The organism is Acidithiobacillus ferrivorans, assembly GCF_016250455.1.
GTDB classification, from domain to species: Bacteria; Pseudomonadota; Gammaproteobacteria; order Acidithiobacillales; family Acidithiobacillaceae; genus Acidithiobacillus; species Acidithiobacillus ferrivorans.
Genome location: NZ_CP059488.1, coordinates 1,436,317 through 1,453,602, shown reverse-complemented (window position 1 = coordinate 1,453,602; position 17,286 = coordinate 1,436,317). Strand labels below are relative to the sequence as shown.

The window sequence follows — 17,286 nt, the reverse complement described above, 5'->3', positions numbered from 1 at the left end:
ATGCACTGTGTAGTCATTTCCAATTGCGATCACAAGGCGCTACCCAGAGCCCGGGCAATCATAGACCGATATGCACAGAGAATTGGTGAACGCGCCTGGGCTACACGAATTACAGAGGACGCACTGGAAGAATTGCATTGCGCCCTGCGCAGACAAGCCACGCGACAAACTTCTGTGGCCTGTTATCGAAGTGATGCGACGTTCGGGTTGCGCTTGATTTGGGTGGTCGGCAACCAAAGCTCCTACGACAAACGGGGTTGGTTTGCAGTGGCTACAAGGCAAAGAAAGAGGCTATTTCCAATGGCCTTTCGGCATGCTGCGTTGATCGCGCATCTTGCCGGATACGCGCACGATCTCGGCAAGGCCAGCCGCCATTTTCAGGATAAACTGCGTCAGAGCGCCGCAGAATCACCCGGCAAAGATTCATCAAATCGGCATGGGGATTACATTCGGCATGAATGGTTGTCTGCCTGGCTGTTACACCACCTGGACGAAATCGGCGCCGATTTCTCCCTGGAGGGCTTGAATAACGCATGGACCGTCATGCAATGCAAGGAAGGGAAAGCCAGCGGACCTACTCTCCCCAACCATCTTTCCGTGGGTACCCTTGAGAGCGCCCTATCTGCCGTACTTTTCGGGGTCTGCACCCATCATGGCGCATTCGGCGGCGACTTTGGTGCCCTGAATGGAGACGCGCATATTGATGTCTATGGGCGGCGCAACTCCGACCGCAGCAAGACACCAGATTTGTTGGCGATTGCCACCAAAATAGATCCGTCAGGAGAAGACGGCAAACGCTGGCAACAGGTTATGCAGGGAATGGATCAACTCCGCAAAAGGGTTTCCTCTATCGAAAGGCCCAGGGCGTATTGGGAGGGCGTCATGCTGGTGGCGCGCGCCGCTCTCATCTTTGCCGACCACAAAATATCCTCACAGATTTTCCCTGGATCCCGCGAAGACGGAGTATTATTTGCTAACACTAAGAAGAACGTTATGGAAACAGGTATCCAATCAAAAAAGAGGAAGGCATCCAGAAAAAAGAAAGAACCAGAGCGATATCTCGATCAGCCGCTATCCTGGCATCTGTTGCAGGTAGGCGATCTGGCCGCGCAAAACGTCCGCATGTTCACCGGCGATGGCATGCCCACATTGAGTCCTGAAATCTGCGAACAACTGATGCATACCCGCGCCGCACCAGATTCCCGCTTTGCCTGGCAGGATAATGCTTCCGATGCGATGCGCGTGGAAGGTGGAAAGCTCGTTTTCAATGTGGCATCTACAGGCGCAGGAAAAACTCTGGCTAACCTCAAAATGGCAGTCGCCGCGCGCCATAGTCGTGATGTGCGTGTGGCTGTGGCATTCAATCTGCGTAGCCTCACCACACAAACGTTCTCAGCGTTTCAGGAACATATCGGTGCACTGGACACGGCACTGTTTCAGCGGGACTTTGCTTGCCTGATTGGAGACCGTGGTGCCTCCAGGGTGGACTTTTCACTAGAAGATGAGGATGACATAGACGAAGTTGCACCGATAGACCTTATAGGAGCCGATGCACTGGAGATACCAGAATGGTTAAATCACATCGCCGGAACAGGACCGGAAGATAAAAGCATGGTACACCTCTTGGCTTCTCCTGTTCTGGTCTCCACAATGGACTGGATTGTCGCCAGTGGGGAACCGGGACAACAGGACAGGCACGCCAAGGCCATGATTCGGGTATGCACCAGCGATCTCATTCTTGATGAGGTGGATTCTTACGATGTAAAAGCTGCTGTTGCAGTAATGCGGGTAGTGGAAACAGCGGCATCCTTTGGTCGCAATGTGATTGTATCTAGCGCCACGCTCAATCCTGCGCTTGCAGAAGGTATTGCCGCAGCCTTTGCTGCGGGGCGCAAAACCTATGAGGCGATGTTCGGGGTTGAGTCATGGGCCATACTAGTAGTCTCGGATTTACTGCCGCCCCAAAGCATTGCCGCACCGGGCAGGAAAAATGCGGCTCAATTTTATGGTGATACCTTGCGGGCCATGACCAAGGCAATAGCGCAGAAGCCCGTTACGAAACGTTACCAGATTGCTGAAATTCATGAAGAGGGTTTAGCGGAAGAACGGTTTTCCAACACCATCATTCAATCGGCCTGGTCTTTGCACCAGCAGCATGCAATGCATTATCCGGGGCTTCATCAAGACTGCCGGTTGTCCATAGGGCTGGTACGCGTAGCGAATGTTAAACCGTGCATGGATGTTTCCGATCTGCTTCAGAAAGATGGCCGATTTGTGGTCTCCGCGTATCACGCAAGGGATGTTATCGAGCGCAGGGCCTGGAAAGAAGCGCATCTGGACAGGGTGCTTTCCCGCAAGCCGGGTAACGACAAATGGCTGACTGCATTGCTGAACTTGGAACCGTGGCTCCGTGATGCAGCGGGTGATGTTTGCCTGGTCATGGTAGCCACACCCGTTGAGGAAGTTGGCAGGGATCACGACTTCGACTGGGCGATCATCGAGCCTTCCAGTATGCACTCCATCGTTCAGACTGCGGGGCGAGTCAACAGGCACCGACGAAATGCGTTGCCTGAAGGAAGGATCAATGTCGTTATTCTCGACCGGAACCTAAAATCCATACAAGATGACCAGAGAGAGGTTTTTGACCGCCCTGGGCTGGAATTCCGTGACGCTGCAGGCGGTGCCTTTACCCATCCGCACCACGACATGCAAAATCTGCTGACCCCAGAAGGGGGCGATCCACAGGATGTGCTGGATGCAGGAATGGTGTTTGACGTAGGATCCCGTAAGACTCTTTTCGCCTCTTGCGACGAGGACGCCGTTAAAATGAAGATAGAAACCATCCTGTCGTCCATTGAGCGGGATGCTGGCCATGAAACAGACTTCATGCTCAAGAAGTACGCTACAGATTATCCGCTCCGATCAGGCGATCAGGATAGGATCATTTCCATTGATCTGCACCAAAAAGCCTTCAGTTGGGATCCCGATAAAAATAAGGCCGGGAATTTTTATGCACTTAGCCGACCGGACAGAACTTGGGCGACCGTTGACCTTGAAGATATTCAATTTTTGAAAGACGATCCCATAGACTTGAGAGCTCCAATAGAATCTGGTGTAAGCCCTACTCAGGTTCACGCTTATTGGAACGGTTTGGTGTTTGATGAGAGGTAATAGTGACCCGCAAAAAAATCAGACATTCTGGACATGATTGTGGTTCCTCGTCATTTTAAGTGGGTTAGCCTGAGCTCCAGCTTGCCCGGAATGAGATAAGTCATGTTGGTTGCCAAGCCTTCCCGCCATTTGTCCTGGGCTCGCTCTTGGGAAAAGCCCCGGTAGTCGTGATTTCCCAGCACCGCCACGATGTATGGGTGCCCCCAAACTCAGCATTACTGCCCCCAGTTGGGTGGAGAGGGCCTCGCGATATCGATCATTACGTCATGCGGCCACCATGCGCACTAAGCACTTCGCACAACGGTAGTAAGGCTAGCCGTTCTTGGTAGAAAACTTGCCAGTAGGCTGTTTGCATTTCTTGCACTGCGGGCCTTCGGCTTCTGGCGTCGCCTTTGGGCGGTCGGCAAAGGGCTGGCCGGGGCGGCCAGAATTGCGCGGATCGTGTCGAATACCGCATTGACCACCACCAGGCCATCCCTGCCGGTCAGGTCCACGGCTTCCACGATGAGATAGGTTAAATCCTGTTTTGTGACGGCCATGTGTTCCTCGTTGAAATATCAGACGGCCAGACGATGAACGGCAACAGCGACATCATGAGGAAGCGCTATGGGGAGGAAGAGGGACACAGGAAACAGGTAGTCCTCGCCAGATTCATCAATGACACGAATCATGCCCATCTTTTGCGCTTCTGGATCCGGCATTCCCTCATAAACCTTGCGGGTCTCAAGGGAGACCTCATAATCGACATTGGAGACGCAGAGCCAGAATGCCAGATCATTCGTCATGGATATTGTGGAAATCGTCATACTGGACGCCAAAGCGTCCGGCGCTTGACCTGTACCGCAGCACGCGGCATAAGTTTCACCGCCATGCCATAGGGTAGCTCCCGAAAGGCCGGAACCTTCACCGGCTTGGGCATGGCACCTATTCCCGAAGGAAGCGCAAAGAAGGAGCGCATGATTATGGCCGTACAGTTACCGAAGCCGGATTATTACACCTTGGCGGAAGTGCTTAAGTGCGTATTCCGGGGCATCGTGGGCACCCATTCCGTTTGATCGTGGGCAGTGATTCTGATTGATGGTGGGCACCCGTTACGATTGATCGTGGGCACTTTTGTGGACTTTCCGGAATCGGTGCCCACGATGCCGGAACGGTGTCCCGGTTTCCCCTTGGCGAAAAGAAAACATTTTGGTCATTCATTGGCTTAAACAGCATCCTTGGCTCTTTTTACAGGAGATCCAGGATGCCCACACCGAGGATGACCATGAAGGCGATTCAAGAAGTAATCCGTTTACATGCTGCAGGCCTCAGCCAGCGGCAAATTGCGCAGGCCTGCCGTCTTTCTAAGGGAGCGGTTGGCAAATATTTGCAGAAGGCCGAACAGGCCAGTGTCTCTTGGCCTTTGCCCCCCGAAATGGACCCGGCAAAACTGGAAGCACTGCTTTTTCCCAGCCATCGGTCCGCCACCGTGACGGCGCCGGTGATGCCGGATTTTGCGACCATCCACACGGAAATGCGGCGCAAGGGCATGACTCTGCAACTTTTATGGGAAGAGTATATGGCCGCGCATGACGAACAGCGCGTCTATCAGTATTCCCAGTTCTGCACCCACTATCGGGCCTGGAAAGGCTGCCTCAAACGCAGCATGCGCCAGAACCATTTGGCCGGTGACAAACTCTTTATTGATTACGCCGGCCCCACGGTGCCGATCATTGACCCCGGCACCGGCGAGATTCGCCGGGCGCAGATCTTTGTAGCCGTGTTGGGGGCTTCCAGCTATACCTATTGCGAGGCCACCTGGAGCCAGAGCCTCAGCGACTTCCTGGGGTCCCATGTGCGTGCCCTGCGGTACTTTGGCGGAGTACCCGTCCTGCTGGTCCCCGACAACCTCAAGGCGGCGGTCACCAATGCCTCCCGATACGAACCCGAGATCAATCGCAGTTATCAGGATCTGGCCACCCATTACGGGGCCGTAGTGCTTCCGACACGCCCCTATAAACCCAAAGACAAGGCGAAGGTCGAGGTCGGCGTGCAAGTGGTGGAGCGCTGGATTCTGGCGCGTCTACGCCACTTCCAGTTCTTCTCGCTGATGGATCTCAACAGGGATATCCGCCGCCTGCTGGAGGATCTGAATCAGCGCCCCTTCAAGCAGCTACCCGGCAGCCGTAAAAGCACCTTCGAGGCTTTGGATCGGCCCGCCCTAAAACCCCTGCCGGCGCAGGATTATGTCTTTGCCGTCTGGAAAACCGCCAAGGTCAGCATCGACTACCACGTAGAGTATAACCGGCATCGTTACTCGGTCCCTTACCGTCTGGCCCATGAGCGGGTCGATCTGCTGGTCAGTGCCCGAACCGTAGAAATATTCCATCAGCAACAACGGGTGGCCAGCCACCTGCGCGAGGACAGTCAGGGCCGCTACAGCACGCTCACGGAGCACATGCCCAAGGCCCATCAGCGGCATAGCGAATGGACCCCTGGACGGCTGTTGAACTGGGCACTCTCCATCGGCCCTGCGACCCGGGATGTAGTGCGCTGGCAGCTGGAGAGCAAACCCCATCCCGAGCAGGGATATCGTTCCTGCCTGGGCTTGCTCAGTCTTTCCCGCAGCTATGACAAAACCCGCCTGAATGCGGCTTGTCTCCGGGCGATGAAGGTGGGGTCCCCCACCACCAACAGCGTCAAATCTATCCTGCAACAGCGACTGGACCAGATACCGGAGACACCTCAAAAGGCGGCTCCATTGCCCGCTCACGACAACATCCGCGGACCCCGCTACTACCATTGAACAGGAAGAAAAATAGCATGTTACAACAACCCACTCTGAACGCGCTGCGGCAACTCAATCTTCACGCCATGGCCGACGCGCTCGACGAACAATCCCGCCTCCCCCAGATCCAGGATCTCTCCTTCGAGGAGCGTCTGGGACTGCTCCTGGACCGAGAACTCTGTGCCCGGGATCAACGCCGTCTGACGCGCCTGCTGAAGCTCGCCCATCTCAAGCAGAATGCCTGTGTGGAGGATATCGACTATCGCGGCTCCCGTGGACTGGACCGATCCAAGGTGATGGCACTGATCCAGAACACCTGGATTCGGCAAGGCCATAATCTGCTGATTACTGGCGCCACCGGCACCGGCAAAACCTGGCTGGGCTGTGCCCTGGGTCATCAGGCCTGCCGTCAGGGATTGAGCGTGCGGTATCTGCGCTTGCCCGCCTGTTTGAAGAACTCCGCATTCGTCATGGTGACGGCAGCTTCGGGCGTTATCTGAATACGCTCGCCAAGGTGGATTTGATTATCTTAGACGACTGGGGGCTTGCCCCCATGAACGGGGAAGACGTTCGAGATTTATTGGAGATCATTGATGACCGGGTGAACCAACGAGCCACCCTGATTACCAGCCAACTCCCGGTGAATCATTGGCACGAATATCTGGGCGAGCCCACCGTGGCCGATGCGGTACTGGACCGGCTGCTGCAAAGTGCCCACCGATTGGACTTGAAGGGAGACTCCCTGCGTCGTCATCGTGACGCTCACGAAATACCAAAAGTTGACCCATCGTGACCACCTGAGCATAAAATGGCGGTGACCAGAATGTATGCTTTTCGGGGGTGCCCACGATCAGCGGAATCGCTGCCCACGATCGCCGGAATGCGCACTTAAGCGTTGGGGTATTTCCGAAGTAATTCTTTTTAGGCATGCCAGAGAGGGGAAGATAGGAATAGGTTTCGATCCTCCTTATCCATTGCCATTATCTGTTTTTGGAAGCTGGGTAGATGATGAGGGGGTTGGGCATGATGAAGAAATCCCGCCAGAATTGCTGTCAATGGAAACGCTTTACTAAGGGAGGCAAATTGGCTTTATCCGATTGATAGCTGCAAGATGCCAGCAGCTATCTTGCGGATCACATCGCGAACCGTGCACTGTTCACTTAGCCGCACGTCCACCAGTTCTCTAAAGGCAGATCGCAGAACAGACTAAAATCTTGAACATTTCTGGTAGCCAGTACTAAGCCATGCACTTGAGCAATAGCGGCGATTTGTCCATCGGCAAAGGCTGGTGTTTTTCCCATCTGTTCCAGTCGAGATCGTTCGGCCCCATGCTTGGCCGCTGCCACCTCGTCATAAGGGAGCACACTCATGCTGGAGGCCTCCAGACGAAGCAAGTACTCCTGAATGGCATCCTTTTTTCTGGATGGTGCCATACGGTGCATTCCGTACCAGAGCTCATGCCACACCACTGATGCTGTCGCAATCTCTGCGGAGTGGGTGCGTATCCGCTCTAAGACAGTCATCTGGGGGTTTTGCTTGAGCGGTTCAGATAACACATTGGTGTCGAGCAGATATTTTATTGCCACGCAGCATCTCGTCCTGTGCTGCGGTCCCTGAGGTCTTCAAGGTCGAAGTCCATAAATTCAGTCATATCGGCTTGATGTCTTTCTTGAAAAGATTGGATTACCTCCCACACTCCGGGGCGTAATCCATCTGCCAAGTGGTTATATGCCTCTCCAGAGAGAATCACCGCCACTGGCCGTCCGCGCCGGGTAATACGCACCACTTCACCCCGCTCTGCCATATGAACAAGGGCCGGCAAGCGGTTCTTGGCGTCTGCTATTGAATATTCTGTGGTCATCTGCGTTTCCATGATGTGGCCATTTATATAGCCATCATAAAGGAGACTGATTGATCTGGCAATTGCGGCTTCTTGCTACCAATTCCGCTACCGGAGTAGACGGCATTATCCATAAACGATATTTAAAGCCCGTCCAAGGTGCTCCCCCCGGAACCCAGCGATAGAGGGTCGGCAAGGGGTTGGCACCCGGCAAGGAGACACCAAGATGGTCCAACGTCAGCCATTCACGCAACTCGTTGATACCAGATAGTTGCGGTATTGGTTAGAGCTTTTGGCAGAAAATCGGCATCACCCCTGTAATACACCCACAGGAGATTGCTCATCATGGATTTGACCCGAACCGGATACCGACCCAGCCCTGAAACCATCCAGGCGTTAAAATCTTTGATGGCACAGAAGAGCAGTGGGGGTTGCACCCCGGCAGAGGGTTGCACCTCGGCAGGGGCGCGGGCGCTGTTGGTAACAGGGGAGGCGGGTACAGGCAAGACGGCACTCGCGGAAGCCATTGCCGACGCGCTGGAGGCCCGCGATCGCTATTACTACGTTCAGTTGCACTCGTGGACGGGCGGCAAGCGATTCTTCGACTACCAGACCGGCCCCGCGCAGAGCGAGGAAAAAGGCTTTTTGACCAAGGTGGCCGAAGCCAGCCAAACCGAGGGATGGACGGTGGTTTGTCTCGATGAAATGGATAAAGCCCCGGAGTCCTTCGAGGCACTTTTCCAGGATTGGCTCCAGACAGGCCGGGTTCCCGGCAAACCCGGAGAACACCTGTACACCAATCTCGACCGATTGCTGGTGCTGGTGACCAGTAACGGGATGCGCGAGTCTGGTCTGGCTGTTCCGGTGTCACAGCAGCAGGGCGCCGGTGAGTAAGCCATGGATAATTGAACAGAGGCCAAAAGTTACCAAGACGAAAACAGGCGCTTAGCAATATTCGCTAAGCGCCTGTTTTATTTGGTTGGTTGTGAGGGGATCGAACCCACGACCCGCTGATTCTACGTCAGTGGGTCCAACCGCCATATCTGAGGTCCGGCGGAACGGACTGCCGTCGCAGCTTGTTTTAGTAAATGGAAGCATATATGCTGTCATCCATGGTTCGACTCGTCATTGACACGAATGTTTTTGTTGCCGCCATGCGGTCGGAAGGGGGCGCCTCTCGCGCTGTCTTGAAACACGCATTGACTGGGCGTTACACCCCTTTGTTCGGGAATGCGCTGTGGCTGGAATACGAGGCTATGCTGGGTAGGCCAATATGGACCGGGGAGACCACAGGCGACGAGCGTAAAACCGTCATGGCCGCACTGGCGAAGCAGGGGAAGTGGATCTCTATCTACTACGGGTGGCGTCCAAATCTCCCCGATGAAGGGGACAACCACCTGGTCGAATTAGCCGTGGCGGGAAACGCTGAAGCCATCATCACGCACAACATCTCGGATTTGAAGGGCGGGGAACTGGCCTGGCCGGGGTTGCGCATCCTTAAACCATCGGAATGCCTGGAGGTGTTCAAATGAGTACATTGACGATTCGACTCCCAGACGACAAGGCGGACAAAATCCGGGATATGGCCCGCATGAAGGGGATCAGCGTAAATAAGCTCTTTGACGAGTGGACGGCGCAAATGCTCACTGAAATGGATGTCGAACGCAGGTTCCGCGTGATGGCTGCTCAGGGAGACCCGCAAGCAGCGTTACGCATTCTGGAAAAAATTGACCAAACGCATTAACACCACGCTGTAACCTGTTACGCAGTAACGAGGCGGAACCTAATCTGGCGTTCCCTCTTATCAGATAGATATAAAATAGAAATATAGCTTTTCATGGTTTGTATGGCCGTACTTGCCGGACCCGGATCGGCACCGTCGCCACCCGAATAAGCCCCTGGAACCGATCCTACCGGCGCGGTGGTAAGGGTACACCCATCTGCCGCAAAGGACCTTGTAGGGCGAATATGGGCGTTCTTCTTTGCCACCCTGCCCGACGGCGGCATGGGCGATCAACAGGCTTCCCTTATCAGGCCGCCGAGATGCTGTCACAGGTGCGTCACAGGCTAGGCTGTGTTGCTTGTGACACTGCATCTGTATGATTACAAAACTAAAAAGCAGATTGTCCCAGGTGTCACTGGTATCACAGGAAAAATATGTTTATATAACATTATGTTAAGGTGTCACAGGCAGATTTTTTTGCCTGTGACGCACCTGGGCAACACTAGGAGCATCGGCATGCTCTGCTGCAGCGACGTGAACGGCGCGGGGCACCCATTGCGACCATCGCCACCCTACTAAGCGGGGGTGGTGATATGGACAGGATACGCGGGCAGTTCGTGGCATGTGTGGACAACCATGCGATAAAAATAAATGGATATTATGACTTATAACTGAGCAGCCCGGCATGTCCGGGCTTTCTTGCGTATGGACAGGGAAGAGGCGACCTTGGGGAGGCCAAAAGTTACCCAGACGAAAAAAGGAGCTTAGCAATATTCGCTAAGTGCCTGTTTTATTTGGTGGGTTGTGAGGGGATCGAACCCACGACCCGCTGATTAAGAGTCAGCTGCTCTACCAACTGAGCTAACAACCCGAAGGATCCGTATTATAGGAATTTTTGCCAAGAAGGCAAGAGCGGGCCGGTGGTTTAGTGGGTCGCGCGTTGTCGCAGCCGGATCACCACCTCGACTCTTTCCACTTCAGTCTCCAGCGGCAGGTCGGGGAGCGTGTTGATTTGCAGGGCAGACGCAGGAATATCCAGCAACTCTCCCGAATCTACATAATAAAAATGATGATGAAGAGAAACATTCGGGTCATAGAACACCTTGCCGGGCTCCACAATCACTTCGCGCACCAATGAATGGTCGGCGAACAGGCCAAGAGTGTTATAGACCGTTGCCTTAGACACCACGGGATAATCTGCATTGACGCGCTGCATGATCTCTTCCGCGGAAAGATGCGCGCAAGAGGAGAAGAGTGCGTAGCCAATCTCTACCCTTTGACTGGTGGGATTTACCCCCGCGTCGCGAAGTACTTCCAACACACGTTGTTTGTTCCAGTCGTTATTTCCCACGGGCGGTCTCGCTTTAATTTTAAACTCGTTATAATTGTAGCGCCAATGCACAGCCAGGAAAAGGCCTTACTGTGCCGGCCTCGGTGTCAGAACTGCATAAGGGTCAATATCCAACGGCGGTGGCGTCTTCATTAATAAGGATACCAGGATGTCGGCAGTCGCGGGCGCGTTGGTAAGTCCGTAGCGGAAATGCCCAGCGGCGACAAAGAGCCCCTCCCAGCCGGGAACAGGACCAATATACGGAATACTATCCTGGCTTCCCGGGCGCAATCCAGACCATTGCTTGAGGATCGGTACCCGCTCCAGATCTGGATAGACCTGAGTGGCAAAGTCCAAAAGTTCGTTTCGTGCTTCATCCGTGGTCGATTTGTCAAACCCCGCAAGCTCGCTCGTGCTGCCCGCCAGAATCAGACCATCCCGTCGCGGTATCAGATAATGATTGTCGCGCATCAATATTGTATCGAGGGTTCCGGGTTTGCTCTGAAGCAGGAGCATTTGACCTCGTACCGGAATGACATCCAGGTGACTGCCTGTTTCGTCGAGTAATTTTCTGCTCCAGGCTCCAGCGGTTACGATGACCAGCTCTGCGGGGATAAAGCCGGTGGTGGTCTCTACACCTTGCAGTCGTTCGTCCCGTTTACGAAAACCGGTGACCGCAGTGTTTTCATGCAAAACGATGTCCAGTTGACGACAGCGTGCGGCCATTGCCGCCAGCAAGCGGGGGTTCCGTACTTGTGCGACTTCCGGGCACCAGAGTGTTTGAGCCCCTTCTGAATGTCCCAGGCGCCAATTCAGTCCCCACGCTACTCCCCAAGCCAACACATCATACGGGATTTTCTCCTGCTCACCCTCCATAATAAGCAAGCCGGAGGGTATCCACTCAGGATCAATGCCAGTTTGCTCCAGCAATGTGGCAGTCAGGGAAAAATATCGCTGCATACTGTACAGCGCTAGGCGCAACAGGGCAGGGGGGTAATGCCACGGATACAATGGGCTCAAGATGCCGCCACCGGCCCATGATGCCTCCTGACCGATATGACCTTGATCGAGCACAGTAACCCGCAGACCAGCCTCCGCAAGCTTAATCGCACTGAGTAAGCCGATCGCGCCACCGCCAATCAGGAGCACATCTGTTTGCGCCGAGGTTTCACCAGGCATCTAGGTCACCACTATCTTAAAAATCAATTCGGTAAAATATATTGGCACCATTCTGGGTACCGCTCTCCGTCTGTAGTTCGATATGGCGGGAAAGCCGGTAGCGCAGGCGTGCCACGGTACCGCTGCCCAGCACGGATTGTCCGACACTGAGATAAAGATTGGGGGTAAGATAATGGCCCAGGGTGACCATAGCACCCGCCAAGCCTGTCGCACTACCGTTCGAGCTTACGCCAACATCAATACCGCTGCTACTCAGGCTGTCGCCGAAGACGGCGGCGCGACTGGCAGAAAAGAGCGTACTGGCGGCGGCGGAAAGCAGTGCATCCTGACTGGTGAGACCGCTACTCGGGGTGCCCAGCACGAGATAGGAGAGAATATCAGTCTGCGACATGGCTGGCTTGGAGTAGAGCGCTACTTGCGGCACTTGCAGTGTACCAGTGACTTGTACGCCAGCCTCCACGGGTGTGTTGTCCACGGCGAAGCTAGAGGAGCTTTTGATGGTGCGTACCGCCAGCACGTCCAGGTTGGCTTGGTTTGCGGCACCATGAAAAAGGATGGAACCACGCTGGAAGTTGAGAGTGTGCCCATAAATCGCATAATGGCCATCCACCATGTGCAGCGTACCGTCCACTTGTGGACTTTGGCCATCGCGCATTTCTATTGCGAGGTCACCTACCAGCCGGGCACGCAGCCCGCTGATGACGGCGCGCGCATCGTCCCCGAGGGTTACATGCACATTTACACCCAGGGCAGGGCCACTGCTTTTGTGCACATTCTTCACAAAAACGACATCGCCAGAGGGCTTTGGTCCGCTGAAGTCCGTACCCAGTATCCGCAGGCGATCTGTGTGTATATTGCCCTGCACATCGATTTTCTTCAGATTACCGGAAATGCTCAGGTCGGGGCTGACCGCAGCCTGCACCTGCGGCAGATTGAGCGCTGTGAAGTTCCTCCCGGTGACATGGAGCGTAAAGTCATTCGCCTGCTGCAGTTGGACGATGCCAGTCCCGGATATTTGGCCCGCGCCGGAGCTGGCTTGCAGTTGACTGATTCGCAACTCTTTTCCATCTCCCACGAGTTGGGCACCGACATCACGAATATCCAAACCCGCCTGCGGGACAAAAAAGCCCAGACCCTGGAGTTGTGCCGTACCCGTCCACTGCGGATGCGCCCAGGTACCCAGAATCTGAGCGTCTATAGTCCCTTGACCTTGCGACCGAATCCGCAACCCCCCGACGGGGAGGGCGGCAAAAAGTGGTGCGCCTAAATGCGCCTTTATAACCCCTTGTAGCGGGGCATTGGCATCCCAGTGCCAGGGCAGGGCGAGTGTCGCTGGGCTGTGGATGGTCACCTGGGCATTACCCCAGTCATTGGCAAGACTAAGGTCAGCAGCAAGCGAGAGGTCTTTTGGCAACCAACGGAGTTGACCGGTAAACCGCTGCAGAGAGAGCATATGCGGCGTGCCCGCCTGCCGCCATTGCAATTCGGTTTTCTGAAAATCCCAATGCCCTTCCGCTTGGCAAACTCCGTGGCACTGCGCTTGCAGATGCGCATTCAAAAAACCATGAAGCGATGCATCCTGCGCCTGCGCGAAAAAATCCAGAGGTAAGGATTGCAAATCAAGTCCCAAATCGGCCTGTTTGGTGGCGGGACTGTAGCGACCTTGCGCGCTAATCCGGGCCGCATGCGCATCGGCAAATGCCATTTTGCCAAGCGAGGCAGCCCCGTTGGCCCATTGCAGGGCGGCAGGGTGGAGTAACCGCCAGTTTCCCAGAGAGATGCTGGTCAGTGTGGCCTTCTCCAATTGCAGCCCCCACGCATCAACCCGATGAGACACCAGACCGGCGACGGACAGACGGCTTTGCGGCCATTGTGCATCCAGTCCCAGCGTAAAACGTGTTAATGGTCCTTGCGCATGGGCCTGCAGATCAATGCTGTGGCCAGCGTATGCCAGTCCCTTTACCTTGATCGTAGCCTGCAAGGCATTCGTGGCGCGAAGTTCTGCCTGTGTTTGCAGCGCTTTGATCTGTACACCATGATAGGCAAGCCCTTGTCCGGTGCCCTGGATTTTTCCAGTCCACTGCGCCTGGGGCCGCGCTACCCAACCCTGGATCGTACTCGTACCCTTGGCACCGGGGACTAAACCTCGCCACTGTGCTACTTCGATGGCAAAATGAAGCCGTTGTTGTAAATTACCCTGAGCCTTCAGACTGACACCGGGCCCAAGAAACCGGGCCTTTTGCAGATCCCACGCACGCCCAGCGAAATGCACCAACGCCTCGCCCTGCAAGGTTTGGCGGTATAGCTGGCTAGGCAGCAATTGCAGTCGCACGTCGCCAGCGATCACTTTGGAATTTTGGCTGGCGTTGACGGTCAGATCCCCGGAAAAAGTGCCCGGTACCTGGGCCATAATACGCTGTGTTTGCAGGCCCCTGACCCGAACTTGTCCGGTGACGGTGAGTTGCGGACGCCACCGGACGGCCAACACTGAAGGCAGCAGATCGGCGCCCAGCAGCTTGCCTGCATAATGGTATTGCAGATTTTGGCGATTGCCGTTCACGTTGCCTTGAATCCCGCCAAATTCAGGATCACCGTGCAGCGCCAGCCGTCCTTGATAGTGCTGGGTGTTCCCCTGCAAATTCAAACTGATGGCCAACGCGCCCACCGGTAACGTGCTGGGTAGCGCTTTAGCCAGGACCTGCTCGAAGCCGCCACTAATCTGGTAATTGCCTGCGGTATTGCGGGGCAAATCAAAGCGCCAATGCCCTTGTGCGGGTTTTTTAAGCGCAGGATTGGTGAGTTGTAGTGACTGGAGCAAAATCTGCTGTGGGGAGATCTGCGTCATACCGCTCAAAGTCGTCAGTTGCTTGTTTTCTTCTATCTGAATGTTCAGGGGGCCGCCAAAAGTCTGGGCCGAAATGCCGTGCCAGTGTGTTTCCCATTTTACTGTCAACGGGATGGTGGCGCTGTCTTGTCTCCATACACCCAGGCTTTGCAGCCCGCGCGTCCCCATTTGCAGGTCTGCCGTAAGCTGGAGTCTGCCCTGGGGCATCAGCGCCGACAGGTTTTTGATGCGCAGATTGCCACGCTGCCAGGCCAGATCGGAAAATGTCGCCTGGGAGAGGACGAAGGATTCCTGCGTTCCTTGCCATATACGCAGGTCCGCACAAGTAACCGAGCTCAGTTTCAGGTCGATGAGACGGGTCCACAGAGGCAATGCGGGCCAGCGCAAATGAATAGGACTAGGTTTATCAGAGGGCACCGGCAGGTGCAAATCGGCCTGGTGAAGCCGGAGATCGGCAATGTCGATTTCTCCCCAGAGCAAATGGGCAGGATACAAATGCCACTGCAAAGATTGCGCGCGAAAGTGTATGTCCGCACTATGCCAAGAAATGCCGGAAAGCCGCATCTTGCCAGTAAGCGAGCCTTTTACCTCTTTGACCTGTAAGTTTGGGACTTGCGCTAACACCCACTGTGCACCGTGGCTGGTAGTGAGCAGCCAGACCAGGACGGTGGCCAGCGTGACCAGGACCAGCAGCACGCCGGCAATAATGCCGTGGCGAATACGGATCACAGGCTAAAACCTACCGAGAAGGCGATGCGGACTGCGGGCGTTTGTGGGGCAACCAAGGGATGCGCCAAGTCAAAACGTATGGGTCCGACGGGGGAATACCAGCGCACGCCTAGCCCAACATCTTGAAGCACATGGAAACTGGACCAACTGTTGAAAGCATTACCCACATCATAAAATGCGACGACAGCCCAGTCTTGAGTGACAAAGCGCTGAATATCGAAGCCACCAACGGCGAGGAGACGCCCCCCTTCCACTGCACCATCCACAGCCAATGGTCCCTGCGATTGATAGGCATAACCGGGCAGGCTATTTTGACCACCCGCGAAAAATCGCAGATTCGGTGGCAATTCGCTGATGGGTCCGGTTAACCACATTGCCCCCAGCTTGGCACGGGTGCCAAGGACCCAGTTCCGACTCAAGCGCTTACGCCATTCTCCCTGAGCACTAAAGCGGATGAAATTCGCGTTGCTACCCCATACCTTGCTGGCACCCTCAACCCTGGCAGTCAGGCTGTAGCCGGCTATGGGGCGCAAAACATTGCGAAAATCCTGTACGCTGTATTGTACGGAAGGATATATATAAAAGCTGTTATTAAATTGTCCAGCCACATTATAGTTAGCTTTCTCAGAATTAATCAATGCTTCTACCGTTGCATTTTTACTACGACTATTTTCGCTGCTCAATGACCACTGCCGACCAGCACTGGCGAGGATTTCGTTACTGTTATAGGCGGTCAGATTTTGATTTTGATAACTGGCTTGGGCAATATATTCAGATCCCAGGTGCGCACCAACCGGCCAGCTGTATGTGACACCGGCATTGCGATTCAGCTGCGCCGCCAAAATGGAAACACGAACATGCTGCGCTTGATCAAAAGCATTATAATTATCATATATAAGTGCCGCATTTGGCCCAATATTGGTACTGTAACCTGCGCCTATTTTAAAATGCTGTGCCGACATGCTTTTCAAGTCGACGGTAACGGGTATGGCGTCGTTTTTTGCTTTATCCAGATCGCTAGTTACCGAGATATCGGAGAATCGATCGGCATTGTGCAAATTACTCTGCGTGATTGCCATGGCCTTAGGCGAATACCAGTCTCCAGCCTTGAAAGAAAGATATCGCTGAATGAACCAACGCGGATAGTGTTCTGCGCCGGTTATTTTAATATCCCCAAAGCGGAAGCGGGTGCCGGTATTGAGCCACAAGTAAATATCAGCCCAAAATTGATCGCGATCCATACGAATTTCGTGACGCGAATAATCGGCGCGTGCGTAGCCGCGCGCATTGAGGAACGATAGGACTCTGCCTTTCCATTCCTCATAGGCAATCTGATCAAGAATATCTTTTTTATGTAGCGGGAATTGGGTAAATAGCTTTTGTAAAGCGGGCAGATCGTGGCCTGCGCCCACTGCTTTCAGGTCGATTTGGCGAACCAGAATGGGCCGCCCGAGCGTCACGGAGAAAATGATGAGATATTTCCCCTGCGCGCCCTTTTCACTGTGCTCCGTCCAACGCGCGCTATAGTAGCCGTAGGCTTCGAGCGCATTCTTGAGGCGCAAACTCGCTGACATCTCCGCTTCTTCCAAACGGTCGGTCTGCGACCCGATGACCACGGAGGGGAGGGCATGGGCGAGCTTCTCAGCCAAAGGCCCCGAAACGCCATCCACAATGAAGTGCACATCGTTAGCGCTTACCGTCC

The 17,286-nt window shown here is 54.7% G+C and carries 13 protein-coding genes, 1 tRNA gene and 1 pseudogene; 6 read left to right on the top strand and 9 right to left on the bottom strand.

Annotation, left to right across the window (positions count from 1 at the left end):
* Positions 1 to 3,171 carry a CRISPR-associated endonuclease Cas3'' gene (locus H2515_RS07210; RefSeq protein WP_332873302.1) on the top strand — a complete coding sequence of 1,057 codons (3,171 nt, stop codon included), beginning with the start codon at positions 1 to 3 and terminating at the stop codon, positions 3,169 to 3,171.
* Between the two features lie 284 nt (positions 3,172 to 3,455).
* Here H2515_RS07210 and H2515_RS07205 read toward each other — a convergent pair whose 3' ends face one another.
* On the bottom strand, positions 3,456 to 3,710 hold the full coding sequence (locus H2515_RS07205) for an HU family DNA-binding protein (RefSeq protein ID WP_198661288.1): 255 nt from the start codon (positions 3,708 to 3,710) through the stop codon (positions 3,456 to 3,458).
* A gap of 18 nt (positions 3,711 to 3,728) precedes the next feature.
* On the bottom strand, positions 3,729 to 3,977 hold the full coding sequence (locus H2515_RS07200) for a hypothetical protein (RefSeq protein WP_232821608.1): 249 nt from the start codon (positions 3,975 to 3,977) through the stop codon (positions 3,729 to 3,731).
* 458 nt (positions 3,978 to 4,435) lie between these two features.
* Here H2515_RS07200 and istA point away from each other — a divergent pair, with 458 nt between their 5' ends.
* Positions 4,436 to 5,956, top strand: a complete 1,521-nt coding sequence (gene istA, locus H2515_RS07195; RefSeq protein WP_198661388.1) for an IS21 family transposase — start codon at positions 4,436 to 4,438, stop codon at positions 5,954 to 5,956.
* Positions 5,957 to 5,973: 17 nt separating this feature from the next.
* A pseudogene (istB, locus tag H2515_RS07190) lies at positions 5,974 to 6,731 on the top strand (IS21-like element helper ATPase IstB).
* A 367-nt stretch (positions 6,732 to 7,098) separates the two neighbouring features.
* Here istB and H2515_RS07185 read toward each other — a convergent pair.
* Complete coding sequence (locus H2515_RS07185) at positions 7,099 to 7,524, bottom strand: type II toxin-antitoxin system VapC family toxin (RefSeq protein ID WP_198661287.1); 426 nt, start codon at positions 7,522 to 7,524, stop codon at positions 7,099 to 7,101.
* Complete coding sequence (locus H2515_RS07180) at positions 7,515 to 7,799, bottom strand: type II toxin-antitoxin system Phd/YefM family antitoxin (protein WP_065412434.1); 285 nt, start codon at positions 7,797 to 7,799, stop codon at positions 7,515 to 7,517. The genes H2515_RS07185 and H2515_RS07180 overlap by 10 nt, the downstream gene beginning before the upstream one ends.
* 324 nt (positions 7,800 to 8,123) lie before the next feature.
* On the opposite strand from H2515_RS07180, the gene H2515_RS07175 reads away from it, so the two are divergent.
* The 3 genes from H2515_RS07175 (at position 8,124) to H2515_RS07165 (ending at position 9,522) form a co-directional block, all read left to right on the top strand.
* Positions 8,124 to 8,672 carry an AAA family ATPase gene (locus H2515_RS07175; RefSeq protein ID WP_198661285.1) on the top strand — a complete coding sequence of 183 codons (549 nt, stop codon included), beginning with the start codon at positions 8,124 to 8,126 and terminating at the stop codon, positions 8,670 to 8,672.
* Between the two features lie 206 nt (positions 8,673 to 8,878).
* The gene (locus tag H2515_RS07170) at positions 8,879 to 9,310 is read left to right on the top strand and encodes a putative toxin-antitoxin system toxin component, PIN family (RefSeq protein WP_198661284.1); all 432 of its coding nucleotides are present in this window, start codon (positions 8,879 to 8,881) and stop codon (positions 9,308 to 9,310) included.
* Complete coding sequence (locus H2515_RS07165) at positions 9,307 to 9,522, top strand: CopG family transcriptional regulator (RefSeq protein ID WP_065413069.1); 216 nt, start codon at positions 9,307 to 9,309, stop codon at positions 9,520 to 9,522. The genes H2515_RS07170 and H2515_RS07165 overlap by 4 nt, the downstream gene beginning before the upstream one ends.
* A gap of 774 nt (positions 9,523 to 10,296) precedes the next feature.
* Here H2515_RS07165 and H2515_RS07160 read toward each other — a convergent pair.
* The 5 genes from H2515_RS07160 to H2515_RS07140 all read right to left on the bottom strand — a co-directional run bounded on the left by H2515_RS07160 (position 10,297) and on the right by H2515_RS07140 (position 17,173).
* Positions 10,297 to 10,372 (bottom strand) — tRNA-Lys (locus tag H2515_RS07160).
* Positions 10,373 to 10,426: 54 nt separating this feature from the next.
* On the bottom strand, positions 10,427 to 10,852 hold the full coding sequence (locus tag H2515_RS07155; protein ID WP_014029125.1) for a Fur family transcriptional regulator: 426 nt from the start codon (positions 10,850 to 10,852) through the stop codon (positions 10,427 to 10,429).
* 66 nt (positions 10,853 to 10,918) lie between these two features.
* Positions 10,919 to 12,010 (bottom strand): NAD(P)/FAD-dependent oxidoreductase, encoded by a 1,092-nt coding sequence (locus H2515_RS07150; protein ID WP_198661283.1) that lies wholly within the window; start codon positions 12,008 to 12,010, stop codon positions 10,919 to 10,921.
* 16 nt (positions 12,011 to 12,026) lie between these two features.
* The gene (locus H2515_RS07145) at positions 12,027 to 15,584 is read right to left on the bottom strand and encodes a translocation/assembly module TamB domain-containing protein (protein WP_198661282.1); all 3,558 of its coding nucleotides are present in this window, start codon (positions 15,582 to 15,584) and stop codon (positions 12,027 to 12,029) included.
* On the bottom strand, positions 15,581 to 17,173 hold the full coding sequence (locus H2515_RS07140) for an autotransporter assembly complex protein TamA (RefSeq protein WP_232821607.1): 1,593 nt from the start codon (positions 17,171 to 17,173) through the stop codon (positions 15,581 to 15,583). Before H2515_RS07140 ends, H2515_RS07145 begins: the two co-directional genes overlap by 4 nt.
* Between the last annotated feature and the right edge of the window lie 113 nt (positions 17,174 to 17,286).

Excerpts from the sequence above, each read along its gene's own strand:
- H2515_RS07210 (WP_332873302.1), top strand. The coding sequence starts at position 1 with ATGCACTGTGTAGTCATTTCCAATTGCGATCACAAGGCGCTACCCAGA.
- H2515_RS07205 (WP_198661288.1), bottom strand. The coding sequence starts at position 3,710 with ATGGCCGTCACAAAACAGGATTTAACCTATCTCATCGTGGAAGCCGTG.
- H2515_RS07200 (WP_232821608.1), bottom strand. The coding sequence starts at position 3,977 with ATGACGATTTCCACAATATCCATGACGAATGATCTGGCATTCTGGCTC.
- istA (WP_198661388.1), top strand. The coding sequence starts at position 4,436 with ATGAAGGCGATTCAAGAAGTAATCCGTTTACATGCTGCAGGCCTCAGC.
- H2515_RS07180 (WP_065412434.1), bottom strand. The coding sequence starts at position 7,799 with ATGACCACAGAATATTCAATAGCAGACGCCAAGAACCGCTTGCCGGCC.
- H2515_RS07175 (WP_198661285.1), top strand. The coding sequence starts at position 8,124 with ATGGATTTGACCCGAACCGGATACCGACCCAGCCCTGAAACCATCCAG.
- H2515_RS07170 (WP_198661284.1), top strand. The coding sequence starts at position 8,879 with ATGCTGTCATCCATGGTTCGACTCGTCATTGACACGAATGTTTTTGTT.
- H2515_RS07165 (WP_065413069.1), top strand. The coding sequence starts at position 9,307 with ATGAGTACATTGACGATTCGACTCCCAGACGACAAGGCGGACAAAATC.
- H2515_RS07150 (WP_198661283.1), bottom strand. The coding sequence starts at position 12,010 with ATGCCTGGTGAAACCTCGGCGCAAACAGATGTGCTCCTGATTGGCGGT.